The 14,215-nt window shown below is 50.6% G+C and carries 14 protein-coding genes and 2 tRNA genes; 14 read left to right on the top strand and 2 right to left on the bottom strand.

Annotation, left to right across the window (positions count from 1 at the left end; genetic code table 11):
• Positions 1-37: 37 nt before the first annotated feature.
• From GJV52_RS00660 to GJV52_RS00690, 7 genes are all read left to right on the top strand, one after another.
• Positions 38-874, top strand: a complete 837-nt coding sequence (locus GJV52_RS00660) for a symmetrical bis(5'-nucleosyl)-tetraphosphatase (protein ID WP_095501814.1) — start codon at positions 38-40, stop codon at positions 872-874.
• A gap of 636 nt (positions 875-1,510) precedes the next feature.
• On the top strand, positions 1,511-2,680 hold the full coding sequence (locus GJV52_RS00665; protein ID WP_095501815.1) for an NAD(P)H-dependent flavin oxidoreductase: 1,170 nt from the start codon (positions 1,511-1,513) through the stop codon (positions 2,678-2,680).
• A gap of 311 nt (positions 2,681-2,991) precedes the next feature.
• A complete protein-coding gene (dapC, locus tag GJV52_RS00670; protein WP_100562989.1) occupies positions 2,992-4,176 on the top strand; it encodes a succinyldiaminopimelate transaminase in 1,185 nt (394 codons plus the stop codon).
• 146 nt (positions 4,177-4,322) lie between these two features.
• Positions 4,323-5,102 carry a peroxide stress protein YaaA gene (gene yaaA / locus GJV52_RS00675; protein WP_095501817.1) on the top strand — a complete coding sequence of 260 codons (780 nt, stop codon included), beginning with the start codon at positions 4,323-4,325 and terminating at the stop codon, positions 5,100-5,102.
• An 81-nt stretch (positions 5,103-5,183) separates the two neighbouring features.
• A tRNA-Ser gene (locus tag GJV52_RS00680) sits at positions 5,184-5,274 on the top strand.
• 26 nt (positions 5,275-5,300) lie between these two features.
• Positions 5,301-5,391: transfer RNA gene (locus tag GJV52_RS00685), tRNA-Ser, on the top strand.
• Positions 5,392-5,576: 185 nt separating this feature from the next.
• Positions 5,577-6,785, top strand: coding sequence for a tyrosine-type recombinase/integrase (locus GJV52_RS00690; RefSeq protein WP_100562987.1), 1,209 nt, complete (start codon positions 5,577-5,579; stop codon positions 6,783-6,785).
• 307 nt (positions 6,786-7,092) lie between these two features.
• Here GJV52_RS00690 and GJV52_RS00695 read toward each other — a convergent pair whose 3' ends face one another.
• Together GJV52_RS00695 and GJV52_RS00700 are read right to left on the bottom strand one after the other, a co-directional pair.
• Entirely contained in the window at positions 7,093-8,088 is a 996-nt protein-coding gene (locus tag GJV52_RS00695) for a phage portal protein (RefSeq protein ID WP_095501818.1), read from the bottom strand.
• 11 nt (positions 8,089-8,099) lie between these two features.
• On the bottom strand, positions 8,100-9,929 hold the full coding sequence (locus tag GJV52_RS00700) for a terminase large subunit domain-containing protein (RefSeq protein WP_095501819.1): 1,830 nt from the start codon (positions 9,927-9,929) through the stop codon (positions 8,100-8,102).
• Between the two features lie 161 nt (positions 9,930-10,090).
• On the opposite strand from GJV52_RS00700, the gene GJV52_RS00705 reads away from it, so the two are divergent.
• The 7 genes from GJV52_RS00705 to GJV52_RS00735 all read left to right on the top strand — a co-directional run bounded on the left by GJV52_RS00705 (position 10,091) and on the right by GJV52_RS00735 (position 14,214).
• The gene (locus GJV52_RS00705) at positions 10,091-10,885 is read left to right on the top strand and encodes a GPO family capsid scaffolding protein (protein WP_100563021.1); all 795 of its coding nucleotides are present in this window, start codon (positions 10,091-10,093) and stop codon (positions 10,883-10,885) included.
• A gap of 10 nt (positions 10,886-10,895) precedes the next feature.
• Positions 10,896-11,900, top strand: a complete 1,005-nt coding sequence (locus GJV52_RS00710; RefSeq protein ID WP_095501820.1) for a phage major capsid protein, P2 family — start codon at positions 10,896-10,898, stop codon at positions 11,898-11,900.
• A 52-nt stretch (positions 11,901-11,952) separates the two neighbouring features.
• Positions 11,953-12,612 carry a phage terminase small subunit gene (gene gpM, locus GJV52_RS00715; RefSeq protein WP_095501821.1) on the top strand — a complete coding sequence of 220 codons (660 nt, stop codon included), beginning with the start codon at positions 11,953-11,955 and terminating at the stop codon, positions 12,610-12,612.
• Positions 12,613-12,731: 119 nt separating this feature from the next.
• Positions 12,732-13,217 carry a head completion/stabilization protein gene (locus tag GJV52_RS00720; RefSeq protein ID WP_095501822.1) on the top strand — a complete coding sequence of 162 codons (486 nt, stop codon included), beginning with the start codon at positions 12,732-12,734 and terminating at the stop codon, positions 13,215-13,217.
• An 11-nt stretch (positions 13,218-13,228) separates the two neighbouring features.
• Positions 13,229-13,447 (top strand): tail protein X, encoded by a 219-nt coding sequence (locus GJV52_RS00725; RefSeq protein WP_095501823.1) that lies wholly within the window; start codon positions 13,229-13,231, stop codon positions 13,445-13,447.
• Positions 13,448-13,451: 4 nt separating this feature from the next.
• On the top strand, positions 13,452-13,850 hold the full coding sequence (locus GJV52_RS00730; protein ID WP_100562985.1) for a putative holin: 399 nt from the start codon (positions 13,452-13,454) through the stop codon (positions 13,848-13,850).
• Positions 13,843-14,214: a phage holin family protein gene (locus GJV52_RS00735; RefSeq protein ID WP_195690051.1), complete on the top strand. Its 372-nt coding sequence runs from the start codon at positions 13,843-13,845 to the stop codon at positions 14,212-14,214. The genes GJV52_RS00730 and GJV52_RS00735 overlap by 8 nt, the downstream gene beginning before the upstream one ends.
• The last annotated feature ends 1 nt before the right edge of the window (position 14,215 follow it).

Genomic DNA, 14,215 nt, shown 5'->3' on the forward strand with positions numbered 1-14,215 from the left:
GGCCGTCTGAAATCCCACATCAGGAATCAAAATCAACATGGCGCATTATGCAATCGGCGACATCCAAGGCTGCTACGACGAGCTTTCGGTTTTGCTGCAAAAAATCGACTTCAACCACGGCACGGATACCCTGTGGCTCACCGGCGACATCGTCAACCGCGGCCCCAAATCCTTGGAATCGCTGCAATTTGCTATGCAACATCCCGACAGCGTTCAAATCATTCTCGGCAACCACGATTTCCACCTGCTTGCCGTCGGCTATGGTTACGGCACCACCAAACGCAGCGACACCATCACCCCTATTCTGAATCACCCCGACAGCCGCAAAATGCTCGACTGGCTGCGTCATCAGCCCTTGATGATCCGCAACGACAGCCATGTGATGGTGCATGCCGGCATCCTGCCGCAATGGTCGGTTGCCCAAGCCGAAGAATTGGCACGTGAAGCCGAAGCCGAATTGCAAGGCAGCAAATACGAAAAGTTCTTTGCCAAAATGTATGGCAACACCCCAATCGCATGGGACGAAAATTTAAGCGGTTACAGCCGTTTGCGCTTTATCGTCAACGTGTTCAGCCGAATGCGCGCGCTCACTTATCAAAATGAACTCGATTTCGATTTCAAAGCCACGCTCGACAAAATGCCGATTTACCTGCGCCCATGGTTCCGCGTCCCCAACCGCCAAAACCTGAGCCATAAAATCGTGTTCGGCCATTGGTCGTCACTCGGCTACATGAACACCGACGGCATCATCTCGCTCGACACCGGCGCATTGTGGGGCGGCGAACTCACCGCCATCAACCTCGACACGGAAGTCGTGACCCAAATTCCCGCCATCAACGGCTTGGATTGGCGTACCGCCTTGAAAAAAGATTAAAAATTTGGTCGTTTCGAATAGAAGTTAAGACAACGGCAACCGTCGTAACACTCACGACATAAGGGTTCTGATAACGCTGTATGATTTTTATTTTGGACGGCGATAAAAGGCCTGAGACCTTTGCAAAACGCCTTCAAAAAACTGACACACACAAAGCTGACGTCATTCCCGCGTAGGCGGGAATCCATCGAAATATTTAAGAAACCTATTTTATTTAATGGCTTACCATGCTTAAAAATGGATTCCCGACTACGCGGGAATAACGTCGGTTTTGTTTTACGCTGGCTTTGGAAAGAGTTTTGCAAAGTGCCCAGGCCGTCTGAAAAATCTCGCTTCAGACGGCCTTTATTTTACCCATACAAAATTAAACATTTTCTGCTTTCCCCATCAGTCTTGCCGCTGCTTTTATTTTCATTGACATCTTCACGACAGCAATAAATTTATATAAATAATTGAATTATATAAATTTATCTTCCTATTGCGTCATAGTAAATTCACATTTTTATGTTACCTTTTGAAAAAACTATAGAATTACTCTAATTTTTAGATTTTTTAGAGTATAATGCCTAAAAATTTAAAAACACACCGACACACACATCGCAACACTCACTCCAACACCCTACCTGAGGCCATTACATGTCACATTCTTTCGATCCATTGGTTATCCGCGGCAAGTCATTGATTCCCATCGTTCAAGGCGGCATGGGCGTGGGTATTTCAGCGTCTAAATTATCCAGCGCGGTTGCCCGTGAAAACGGCATCGGCACCATCGCCAGCGTGGATTTGCGCCATCTGCACGAAGACTTGCTGGCAGAATCTACCGTCAACTCGACCGAAGAAAAATACACCAAGCTCAACCGCATCGCGCTTGACCGTGAAATCCAAAAAGCCAAAAGCGGCGCCGAAGGCAACGGCATGATCGCCGTGAACGTGATGAAAGCCGTGAAAGACCATGCCGCTTATGTGCGCCAAGCCTGCGAATCGGGCGCGGATGCGATTGTGATGGGAGCGGGCTTGCCGTTGGATTTACCGGAAATGACCGAGGGCTACCATAAAGATGTGGCTTTGTTCCCGATTTTATCGGAATCGCGCGGCATCAATATCGTGTTGAAACGCTGGATGAAAAAAGGCATTTTGCCCGATGCCATTGTGATTGAGCACCCTGCCCACGCTGCCGGACACTTGGGCGCGGCCACCGTAGCCGGTGTCAACGATGAAAAATTCGAGTTTAAACGCGTGATTGAAGAAACCTTGGAAGTGTTTAAAAATCTGGGCTTGGAAAGCGAAAAAATCCCGTTGGTATTGGCCGGCGGCATGGCGAATTTTGAAAAAGTCACCACTGCGCTGAAAACATGGGGCGCCAATGCCGTGCAAATCGGCACCGCGTTTGCCGTCACCCAAGAAGGCGACGCCCACATCAATTTCAAGAAAACCTTAGCTGGTGCCGACACCGAGCAAGTGGTTGAATTTATGTCTGTCGCCGGTTTGCCCGCTCGCGGTGTACGCACCAAATTCCTTGATAATTACATCAAGCGCGAGGCCAAATTGCAATCGGTAGCCAAAGCCGACCCACGCCGTTGCACCCAAGGCTTAAACTGCCTGACCAGTTGCGGTTTGCGCGACGGTTTGGATAAAGCCGGCCAATTCTGTATTGACATCCAGCTTTCCGCCGCTTTCCGTGGCGAAGTCGATAAAGGCTTGTTTTTCCGAGGCAAAGATCCGCTGCCATTTGGTAACGCCATGCGCACGGTGCAAGAAACCATTCACTATCTGCTAAACGGCGCTCTGCCCGTTGCGGCAAAATAAGCTGACAGGCCGTCTGAAACCATATGATTTCAGACGGCCTGAAACCTTTATAAAACCCTAGATTGAGTACAACTCAAAGTTATAGCAGCGCAGACATATCATCAAGATAGGCAAGATTCGAGCAGCACACAACGAAGAAATGTGCCAAAGATAGGGATTTTGCAAAGGTCTCGGCCCTCTATTGTCTGCTCAAATTCACCCTATCAAACTTTTCAGATCGGCCTCCCATCCATCACAATCCACGCAGATTGTTAACAAAATAAATCAGAAAAATGTTAACATAGCGGTTAAATTTTAGGCTCGGAACCATCATGAATTCATTATTATCCCAACTCAAACCCTACCCGTTTGCCCGTTTACGCGAAGCCATGCAAGGCTTGGAAGCGCCTGAAGGCGTGTCAATCGTGCCGCTGCACATCGGCGAGCCGAAACACGCCACGCCCAAAGTCATCACCGATGCGCTCACGGCTTCGTTAAGCGAATTGGAAAAATACCCGCTGACCGCCGGTTTGCCGGAATTACACCAAGCTTGCGCCGATTGGTTGGCGCGCCGCTATGACGGTTTAGCAGTTGACCCGGCTACCGAAATCCTGCCGGTATTGGGCAGCCGCGAAGCCTTGTTTTCCTTTATTCAAACCGTTTTAGATCCGGTTGCCGACAGCAAACCTGTGGTCATCAGCCCGAATCCGTTTTACCAAATCTACGAAGGCGGCACCATTCTCGGCGGCGGCGAAATCCATTTTGCCAACTGTCCTGCGCCGTCGTTCAACCCTGATTGGTCGAGCGTTTCAGATGACCTGTGGCAACGCACCAAAATGGTGTTGGTCTGCTCACCGAATAACCCGAGCGGCAGCGTTTTACAACTCGAAGACTGGCAAGAATTGTTCGCTCTGCAAGACAAATACGGCTTCGTGATTGCTTCCGACGAATGCTATTCTGAAATTTACTTCGACGGCAAAAAGCCCATCGGCGGCTTGCAGGCAGCGGCGCAATTAGGCCGCGGCTTCGATAAATTGGTAATGTTTACCAGCTTGTCTAAGCGCTCCAACGTACCGGGCTTGCGCTCGGGCTTTGTGGCAGGCGATGCCGCTTTGCTGAAAGCATTTTTGCTCTACCGCACCTACCACGGCAGCGCGATGAGCATTCCGGTACAGCGCGCCAGCATTGCCGCGTGGAACGACGAAGCCCACGTCATCGACAACCGCCGCCTATATCAGGAAAAATTCGACAAAGTGATTCCGATTTTACGCGAAGTGTTTGAGGTCGATTTCCCTGATGCGTCGTTTTACATTTGGCTGAAAGTGCCGGACGGCGACGATTTGGCTTTTGCCAAACACCTGTGGACGGAAGCCGCGATTCAAGTTTTACCCGGCCGCTTCTTGGCACGCGACACCGAGCAAGGCAATCCGGGCGAAGGCTATGTGCGCATTGCTTTGGTTGCTGATGTAGAAACGTGTGTCAAAGCAGCAGAAACCATCGTATCGCTGTATCGTTAATGTTTGCGTCACGCATAGGCCGCCTGAAGCTTTCAGACGGCCTATTTGCTAATACGATTAAGCATTTCAACCGCCCCGATTCTTGCCGTGTTTATCATTTAAAACTAAAATCAATCCATTCATCTTAATCACGATACGAGGCGACTATGTTTTTTGTCTTATCTCCGGCGAAAAATCTCAACGAAAAAGATTCCGCCCCCATTCAAGAATTTACCCAGCCTGATTTGCTGCAAGAATCTGAAATCCTGATGCGCGAATTGCGCCAACTTGCGCCACAGCAAATTGCCGAGCTGATGCACGTTTCCGACAAAATCGCCCTCCTCAACGCCGAGCGCAATGCCGCATGGCACACGCCGTTTACCCCTGAAAATGCCAAGCAGGCGGTTTATATGTTTAACGGTGATGTGTACGAAGGCATTGATGCCGAATCGCTCAATCCAGCACAAATCCAATACCTGCAACAACATGTGCGCTTATTGTCGGGCCTTTACGGCTTGCTGCGCCCGCTGGATTTAATGCAGCCCTACCGCTTGGAAATGGGCACAGCATTTGCCAATTCGCGCGGTAAAAATCTGTATGAATTCTGGGGCGACCGCATCACCGACCTCCTGAATGAAACCCTTGCCGCCAACGGCAGCGAAGTGTTGATCAACTTAGCTTCGCAAGAATATTTCAAATCGGTAAACACCAAAAAACTCAAGGCTAAGTTGATTACACCGGTGTTTAAAGACGAGAAAAACGGCCAATACAAAATCATCAGCTTCTATGCCAAACGCGCGCGCGGTTTGATGGTGCGCTACGCCGCCAAACACGGCATTACCGAGTCGCAAGATTTGCAAAATTTTGATTACGAAGGCTATGAATTCAACGCCGCTGCTTCAAATGATAAAGAGTGGGTATTTTTACGAAAAGAACAAACCAAGTAAAAACAAAAAACTAAGCCTGAATGCGTAAATTTTACTTGGCAAACAGGCAAGTTTTCATTACTATATCGTCTTCAAGAAAACGGAAGCGTGGCAGAGCGGTTTAATGCAACGGTCTTGAAAACCGTCGAGGGTTGATAGCCCTCCGTGAGTTCGAATCTCACCGCTTCCGCCATTTTCTTGAATTTATTTTTTTATTAAGGAAGCGTGGCAGAGCGGTTTAATGCAACGGTCTTGAAAACCGTCGAGGGTTGATAGCCCTCCGTGAGTTCGAATCTCACCGCTTCCGCCAAGATTATTTTTAAAAGATTTACAATGCTTTTAAAACGGATAAAATCCCCGTAAATATCAAATATTTGCGGGGATTTTTATTTATTTTAGATTTAAACGCTTTTAAACGCGTTTAAATCTTTTTTATTTTTATGTGTTATTTTATTTGTTATCGAATCGATTTTTGATAACAAGGGGCGAAAAAAAATGCCGAAAATTGTAACACCGCTAACCCTTGCGCAGGTCAAAGCGGCTCGCGCGAAAGACAAAGTTTATAAGCTGCCGGATGGCGGCGGGCTTGCGCTTTGGGTTTTGCCATCGGGCAAAAAATCGTGGCGAATACAATTCAAACGGCCTGATGATGGCCGCGCGGATACGTTGACGTTGGGGATGTTCCCGAAGTTTGGGCTGGCCGATGCGCGGACGTGGCGCGAGGAGGTTTTGCGGAAAATTGCCGCCGGTGAAAACCCTAAACTAACATCGGAGGATGTGGCCGCACGGTATCGATTTGAAAATTGCATGGTCGATTGGTTTGAGCGATGGGCGCGTGGTGGCGGAAAGATGGGTAAAGGGAAGTCGGAAAAATACGCGCGGCAAATATTGGCGGCTTTGGAAATAAATGTTTTGCCTGTTTTTAAAGGCCGAGATATTCGGAAAATCAAAACCGCCGACGTGGTCGATGTGCTGCGAAAAATGGAAGAGCGCGGTGTGCTGGAGTATTTGCGCCGCGTGAAAAGTAGCCTGAATTTGATGTTTGACTATTTTGTCGCAAGCGGCACGATTGAAACAAATCCTGTATCAATTATCGGCCGCCAAGTTTTTGACCGTGCGCCATCTCGGCATTTTGCCGCGCTGAAACCCGAAGATTTACCGATGTTGATTGAAAAAATTGAAACAACAGAAGGGATTGGCGAGCGCGCAAGATTGTTGATTTATTGGCAATTATTGAGTATGACAAGGCCGTCTGAAGCGGCGGGCACGATGTTGGCTGAAATTGATTTGAGCCGAAAAGTTTGGGAAATCCCTCTTGCGCGCATGAAAACGCGCCCGCATGTGGTGCCGCTATCGAGTGCCTTACTGCAAATTTATCAAGAGGCCATAAAGCTAAATGTGGCCGGTATTTATTTGTTTGAGGGGCGCGGCTACGTTAAGGCAATCGACCGTGAAACCGTGCGGCTGAAATTGCGCAGCAAAATGAAAATCGAAACAACCGCCCACGGCTTACGCAGCTTGGCGCGCACATATTTGCGCGAGGTGCATAAGATCCAGCGTGATGTTGGCGAATTGCTTTTGTCTCATGGTGTTGGCGACAAGACAGAGCGGGCGTATGACCGGTCAGAATTATTGGATGAGCGGCGCGAAGCGTTGGAATTGTGGGGGCAAGACGTGATGGCACTACGCCAAAAATACCGATAAAAATAACAATTCAAGGCCGTCTGAAAAGCATATTTCAGACGGCCTTTTTATGGCTTGCATAATTAAGCATGAAAATGCCAATTTTTGAATAAAAACGCATAAAAAAACCAACATCAAAACCGCCGCAAAACCCTATAAAATATAAGGCCTCGGCGGTTGTCAAAAAACGCATAAAAAATGCCACCCACACTAAGCCCGCGGGCGTGGAGGGGGAGCGCGCGCCGTGGCACTTGGCGGCGATGGGCGCAAAAAAAATCCGCCTGAAAAAATCAGGCGGATTTGGGAGGGCGATTGGGCGTTGGAAACGCTATTTGTTAGCCGAAACGGCCAGCGAATACGGCTTAAACTTAAACACCTCTGCGCCCAGTTGCTCATTGGCCTCAAGAAAGGCCGTCTGAATCGGCTCAATCTCATTGGCCGCGAATACCTCCGCTGCCGTGCGCGCGTCACCCAAACCACCGGCCGCTTGTGGAACCACGCCCATCAGCGCAGGCGGCACGCGGTGAATTGTCAGCATGTCTTGCGCGGTTGTATTTTTGATATTGATAAACTCATCTTTGGCGGCAACTTCAGAAATCGGAATCAGTTTAATACCGTCCTGCCCGCCGTTTGGTGAGCGTAAGAAAACATTTTTAAAATTGCCCTCTCGCTGCGCCTGTTTGAATTGCTGTTTGAGGTTTGCCCAGTCCTCCTCATTAAGGTTGTTGTCGGTGGCATAAACAATAAAACCCGCGTGGCTGCCGTTGTCATAGTAGCGGCGGCGGAATGTGGTCGCCGAGCGGTTAAGCTCCGCCGAACTCATGCCCGACAAATAATCCGGCACCCCGTAAACCTCTTGCGACAAATCAGGCTGAATCAAATGCACTACATCACCCGCCGGAATAAAATCATCATCACAAACCACATGGCGGCGCATGTAGTAGTAGCCCTCTTTATGAGAGGCTCGGCGCATATAAAGCCCCAAGCGGTTTTTAAGTTTAAGCGGCTGGCCAAGGCGGTTGCGCTCAACCTGCAAATAGCCGTTGCCCAACACTAAAAAACCGAAAGCCAATTTTTTAAACTCCGCTCGGCTCAGCCATTTGGTAGGCTCAAACGTCGCCGTCAACACGTTAAGCTTACATTGCAACGCGCTCGCGTGATGGATACCAGCGCGAAGCAGCGCCACCAAATCATTTAAATTAATCGGCGGCTCATAATATTTCCCGTTGTCCACACACTCCCACAAATCAGACAACCAATTAACCCGCTCATCCGTGCCCCAAGAAAACACCTCAACATCAGTTTTTTTAGTCTCAATACTCATGATTTAAATCCTTAACTATCAATCTCAACGCGGCCATGCGCCACGCCGTCTAAAGGCTCCTGATAAAACAACATCATCGCCGCCCATGCCAAATCACCGTGGCTCGCCTCTTTTGTGCGCGCCGTCTCATAAGTCATATGTCGACCGCTCGCCGTCATCGTGCGCCGCACCGATAAAAACGCCATCTGCATATCGATGTCGCCGCCGTCCCATTCAACGCGCCGATTTTTAAGCAGGTTAAGCATTTTTAGCACCATCAAGCCCTTAATCTCCGGCGTGTAAGTCATGCAAATCACGCCCGGAAAAAACTTTTTAACCAAATCGGCAACGGCCACACCAATCCCGTTAGAATCAATCACAATCTTTTGCACGTTGTAAACGCTCAAAAGATTGCGAATAAACGCCGCTTGGCTCTCGAAATCCGCGCCTTGCAGCAAAGTTTTTTGAACCACGCAAAACTTATCACGACCACGCACCGGCGCAGTGGCCACTACCAAGCCCGCCGCATCGCCCGTGTGTGACGGGTCATAGCCAATCCACACCGGCGCATCACCGCAAGGCTTAGGCGCAAACGATTTATACCAATCCGCCCACGCGTCCCAAGAGTCCACACCACACTTTTGCAATTCCGCAAAATCAAACACGCCGTCTTTAGCCGCCACAAATTCGCACTCAAACAACTGGCGAAATTCGTGCGGCGGGTATTCGCGCCGCAAATCATCAATGTTGAAAAGATGGCAGCCATCCGTCAGCGCGTCATGAATCGTCACCACATGGCGAAACTGACCATCAGGATCCAAACGGCCATGCTTTAAAGCAGCAGGGGAAACATCAAGCGAAATATGCTCATTTTTCGGTCGGTTTTTGTTGTAAAATTCGCCCGACCAAAACGTATAAGCCGGATGAGCCTCATAAGACGGCGTTGAAAAATAAGTCGTTTTCAGATGGGCTTGCGAAGCCATCGGCGAGGCCAATTTGCGCAGATTCTCAAAGTCCTCAATCCAGAAATACTCATCCACATACAAATTACCGTTTCGACCTTGCGCCGTGCGGCTGTTGGTACCCAAAAAATAAAGCTCCGCACCGTTGTGGAGCTGAATTACATCCCCGCCCTTAAGCTCCGCATCAACCATCGCCGCCAAATCCAAAATATAGCGGCGAAAATAATAGGCTTGCGCCCGAGAAGCCGACAAAAAGATGGAATTAATCCCCGTTTTAAGCGAATTTAAAAACGCCTCGCGCGCAAAATAAAAAGTCGCACCGATTTGGCGGCTCTTCAGCAAATTGCGGAAACGGCGTTTTCCATATTGCTGATTCCAAAAACGCTGATAACCAAAACTTTGCTCAATAAAAATTTCCTCCATCCGCTTGATTTGGTCGGGATGGAGAAAATTCTTATGCGGCTTTCCTGCCGGTCGCTCTTTCGCATCTCGACCGCGCTCCGCCCGCTCGCGCGGCGGATTGTCGATGGTCGGGATATTGTCGGTCAAATCCGCAATAAACTTTTCCGCGCTCGGTTTTGCCGCCGATTTTTCAGACGGCATTTTTTCCGCCGCCCCCTGAATCAAGCCCGAAAGCTGGCGAATTTCCTTGTAGTCGCCATCTGATTTTTTCGGCAGATGAATCAACTGAATCAAGCGCGCCTCTACCGAAGCCGCCACCCGCTGAATTGGTGAGCCGCCGTCCCAGTTTTCGCGCTGTTTCCAGCTGTGCACCGTGGCGGGCTTAATCCCCAAATGACGGCCAATCGCCGAAATGCGCCAGCCCTGCCAATACAGGCTGCGCGCCACCGTGCGCGGGTCAATATTCGCCGCAATCTCTACTTGGTTTCGTTTTTCCATTTTGCTGCTGATTTTTTTAACATTTCAGCATTTTCAGGCCGTCTGAAAGCCCGCGCATTGCCGCACAAACCTAAAAATCACACCCAATCCCGCCCCTGATTGAATCAGCCAAAGAAAACAGCAAAATAAGCTTGTTCTAATCAATTTTTTGCGCAAAAAAAATGAAAATCCAAGAAAAATGGTTTTGCATCGGCCAATCCGGCGCGACCGTCGACGGCCGCCAAATCGAACCGCAAATGCTGACGCAAGCCGCAGAATCCTACAATCCCGACACCTACACCGCCGTTTTAAATGTTGAGCATTACCGCCCATTTTTCCCAAAAAGCGAAATGAGCGGCTTAGGCAGCGTGTTGGAACTCAAAGCCGAAACCGCCGACGGCGTGACCAAACTTTACGCCCGCATCGACCCAACCGAAAAAACCATCCAAATGATGAAAGACCGCGAAAAAGTCTTTACCTCAATGGAATTACAAAAAAACTTTGCCGACACCGGCAAAACCTATCTGGTCGGCCTTGCCCTGACCGACAGCCCCGCAGCGCTCGGCACCTCAATGCTTAAATTTTCCCTTGCTGCCGACCGCGATCAAATCTTATCCAGCTACACCGAAATGGCCGAAAAAATGTCTGAAAAAAAATTAACCTTGTGGGCAGCCTTGCACGCCGCCCTGTTTGCCAAAAACGAAACCCCTCAGCCCGAGCAACCGGCCACACCGGCAACCGAAACCAAGCCCGAAACCCCTCAGCCCGAGCAGCAAGACTTTACCGCGTTGAACAAGCAGCTTGAGCAAGCCGCCGAAGTGGTCAGCCAATTGGTTGACGACAATAAAAAATCCGCTGAAGCCTTTGCCAAATTGCAGCAAGAATTTGCCGCGTTTAAAGCCGAAATCGAGCAAACACCGGTCAATGCCCAAGCCCCACACTTAGGCGGCACGGTTGTCGAAACCTCTGAATTTTAAGGAAAACAAGATGCACGCTCATATTCAAAAATACATCGCCGCCGTCGCCAAAGCCAACGGCGTGGCAAACCCAGCCGAAAACTTCAGCGTCAGCCCTTCCGTGTCTCAAAAAATGCGCGAAAAAGTGCGCGAAAGCTCCGCATTTTTGAAACAAATCAACATCGTGCAGAAAAAAGATATTGCCGGTGAAATCATTGGTATTGGTGCCGGTTTGAATGCCAGCCGCACCAAAACCGACCCGAAAGGCGAAACCGTGGCGCGTAAACCAAAAGCCGTCCACACCAAGACAGGCCGCGAATACCGCTGCGAAAAAGTCAATTTTGACACCATGATCACTTATGAGGATATGGATAACTGGTCAGCGCATGATAACTATATTGAGCTGGTCAACCGTCAAATCGTCAAATCAAAAGCCTTGAGCCTCATCGCCATTGGTTTTAACGGCATCAAATCCGCCGACAATTCCAACGCCGAAGAAAATCCGCTGCTGCAAGATATTAAAAAAGGCTGGCTGCAACAATTGCGCGAAGGCAAAGCCGAAAACGTCTTGGGTTCAAGCGCCGAAGCCGTCACCGTTGGCGCGACCGGCAAATACAAAAACCTTGATGCCATCGTGGTTGACGCGTGCAACGAGCTGATCGATGACGAATTTGCCGAAATGCCGGATATGGTCGTACTGTGCCATCGCACCTTGCTGGGCGATAAATACTTTGCCGTCACCAACGCCGCCGAGCAAACCGCCACCGAGCAAGTGGCCGCACATGCCATCACCGCCAGCAAACGCTTGGGCGGCCTGACAGCCATTGCCGTGCCGTATTTTCCAAAAAATACAATGCTCATCACCCCGCTGTCGAACTTGTCGATTTATTTCCACAAGACCGGCCACCGCCGCGAGCTGATTAACGAGCCGCGCTTTGACCGCGTATCCGACTACCAGTCCGAAAACATCGACTACGTGGTCGAAGAGTTCGGCGCGGCGGCCTTGATTGAAAACATCAAAATCGCTGAAGAGTAAAACAGCCAAGGCCGTCTGAACCATTCAGACGGCCTCAATCGGAGCCAAGCCCATGACCTCACCCGCCCGCGCCCATAAGCAAGCCATTTTGGCCGCCAAGTCCGCCGAAATCGACTTGACCGCCGCCGAGCCTTACCAACGCTTGCAATACCTACTGGCGCAAGACCGCCAAATGCTCAAACAAATTAAAGGCATCCCCGATAAAATCACCGCCAAACGCCAAGCTATTGAAAAATATCGCGATTGGCTGAATCAAGTGTATGAGAGCGGCCAAGCCAATCAAGATGACGTGATTTTCACCACCGGCCTGTTGTGGCTGGTCGATATTGGCGAATTGGAAACCGCCGCGCCCCTGATTGAATTTGCCATTGCGCAAAACATGGTCGCCGCCGATGAATTTAAGCGCGACCTGAAAGACCGCCTGTTTGAAGAGATGGCCGAGCAATTGGCCAATAACGATGCCGCAGAATTGTCCGAGCAAGCCGCCAGCCGCCTGATTGAGCAAATCACCGCCATCAATCCCGATACCGGCTTGCATGAGTTGAACATCATGGACCAAATCCGCGCCAAGTTTTTAAAAGCCTGCGGCGAGCGTGTTGAGGATGCCGCCCCCGCCCGCGCCCTCGAATTGTACGAAAAGGCCGTCAGCTACAACGCCAATGTCGGCGTGAAAAAGCGCATCGAAGCCCTGAAAAAACAATTGGCCGCGTAACGTCTCCCCCCACGGAACGGCCGCCGCTGTCCTGTCTGCCATGCCGCCATTGTGCCGATTGCCAGCCCGCGACAAACGGAAAAGGCCGTTTTCTATTTCATGCCGTCTGAAAGCAAGCTATGTCACTCGTTTTTGCCGATACCGACACCCAAGGCCGCCAATCCATCGGTCAAAATGAAATCGTCAGCGCCGTCTTTTGGCCGCGCATCGACCTGTCAGAACTGCGCGATGTCATGCGGATTGACAACAACATCAATTCAAACCGCCTCTACCACACCGCCCTTGAATCAGTCGCCCACGTCAACGGGCAATTAAAAGGCTGGCGCATGGCCGCTCAGCAGCGCGGATTTACCGCCCTTGCCGATGTCGCCGAAGAAGACGACAAAATCAACGGCGAAGCCCCTCAAGTTGCCCACTACCGCCGCGCCGTCTATTGCTACACCAAAGCCCTTATGCTTGAAAAATGGGCTGACGCAGATGCCACCGGCAAAACAGGCGAGCGCGCCGAAGCCAAACAACAGCAAGCCGAAGACTACCGTCGAGAGGGGCATTTTGCCGTGGCCGCCATCATGGGGCAGCGCCGTTGTGATGCCGAGCTGATTTAAGGCCGTCTGAAATGGCAAAAATCAACACCATTACCACCAAAGAGGGCGACACCGTGGCCTCGCTCACCGCCGCCTTTTACGGCAGCTCCCGCCATGTCGTCCAAGTATTACAAGCCAATCCCGATTTGAGCCTGTATCCCGTCTTGCTCCCTGCCGGTTTAAAAGTCGTCATGCCCGCCATCGACACCCAAGCCGTCCCGACCCTCAAAACAATAAATCTGTGGGATTAAAAAAATGACTGATTCACAAATTTCCACCGCCATCAACACCGCCCTCATCATCGTCGGCAGCTATCATCTGCCCGCCAGCGTGGCTATGGGCGCAATTGTTGGCGCCAGCCTGTTTATCCTGACCCGCGAACAACACAGCATCATCAGCAAAGCGTGGCTGTTTGCCGTCTCATTTTTAAGCGGTATTTTTGGCGGCAACGGTGCCGCCGAGATTGTCAATTGGGCAATCCCCAGCGCCATCCCCCTGCACCTGAACGAGTTCACCGGCGCCGCCCTGTTTTCGGCTTTGATTGTTGTCGTCTGCACCCGCCTGATCAACCTCGCCGAAACAGGCCGCATCAGCTTTGGCCGCTTTGGTTGCAAACCCGAAGCCGCCCCAAGTAAGGAGGAAGCCAATGAGTAACATCCAATACATCGCCATCATCACGCTGGCCGCCACCGGAGCCTTGCGCGTCATGCTGTTTGACGCACGCGGCAAAACCCGCAAGCCCGTCTCAGTGTGGCTCGCTTACTTTACCGTCTTATGGCTGTTGGGCTTGGTTGTGGCCGCCGTCTTTAAATTGGCCGATGTGGCCGTTTGGCTGCTCATTTTCGGCCTTGCCCTGCATACCGGAGCCTTAATCAAAGCGCGCGGCAATTTAAGCCGCCTGCACCCCTTTGAGCATAAACCCACACCGCCGCAACCCGCGGCCCAGCCCGCGCAACCCGCGCCGAAAAAGCGCAAGAAAAAATTTAACCCGCAAGGCATTTATTACGTTAAAAAATAGG

The organism is Neisseria brasiliensis, assembly GCF_009671065.1.
In the GTDB taxonomy this organism is placed as follows: domain Bacteria; phylum Pseudomonadota; class Gammaproteobacteria; order Burkholderiales; family Neisseriaceae; genus Neisseria; species Neisseria brasiliensis.

What these genes read in the sequence shown, in the direction of transcription:
- GJV52_RS00660 (WP_095501814.1), top strand. Translation starts at nt 38, where the DNA reads ATGGCGCATTATGCAATCGGCGACATCCAAGGCTGCTACGACGAGCTT.
- GJV52_RS00665 (WP_095501815.1), top strand. Translation starts at nt 1,511, where the DNA reads ATGTCACATTCTTTCGATCCATTGGTTATCCGCGGCAAGTCATTGATT.
- dapC (WP_100562989.1), top strand. Translation starts at nt 2,992, where the DNA reads ATGAATTCATTATTATCCCAACTCAAACCCTACCCGTTTGCCCGTTTA.
- yaaA (WP_095501817.1), top strand. Translation starts at nt 4,323, where the DNA reads ATGTTTTTTGTCTTATCTCCGGCGAAAAATCTCAACGAAAAAGATTCC.
- GJV52_RS00690 (WP_100562987.1), top strand. Translation starts at nt 5,577, where the DNA reads ATGCCGAAAATTGTAACACCGCTAACCCTTGCGCAGGTCAAAGCGGCT.
- GJV52_RS00695 (WP_095501818.1), bottom strand. Translation starts at nt 8,088, where the DNA reads ATGAGTATTGAGACTAAAAAAACTGATGTTGAGGTGTTTTCTTGGGGC.
- GJV52_RS00700 (WP_095501819.1), bottom strand. Translation starts at nt 9,929, where the DNA reads ATGGAAAAACGAAACCAAGTAGAGATTGCGGCGAATATTGACCCGCGC.
- GJV52_RS00705 (WP_100563021.1), top strand. Translation starts at nt 10,091, where the DNA reads ATGAAAATCCAAGAAAAATGGTTTTGCATCGGCCAATCCGGCGCGACC.
- GJV52_RS00710 (WP_095501820.1), top strand. Translation starts at nt 10,896, where the DNA reads ATGCACGCTCATATTCAAAAATACATCGCCGCCGTCGCCAAAGCCAAC.
- gpM (WP_095501821.1), top strand. Translation starts at nt 11,953, where the DNA reads ATGACCTCACCCGCCCGCGCCCATAAGCAAGCCATTTTGGCCGCCAAG.
- GJV52_RS00720 (WP_095501822.1), top strand. Translation starts at nt 12,732, where the DNA reads ATGTCACTCGTTTTTGCCGATACCGACACCCAAGGCCGCCAATCCATC.
- GJV52_RS00725 (WP_095501823.1), top strand. Translation starts at nt 13,229, where the DNA reads ATGGCAAAAATCAACACCATTACCACCAAAGAGGGCGACACCGTGGCC.
- GJV52_RS00730 (WP_100562985.1), top strand. Translation starts at nt 13,452, where the DNA reads ATGACTGATTCACAAATTTCCACCGCCATCAACACCGCCCTCATCATC.
- GJV52_RS00735 (WP_195690051.1), top strand. Translation starts at nt 13,843, where the DNA reads ATGAGTAACATCCAATACATCGCCATCATCACGCTGGCCGCCACCGGA.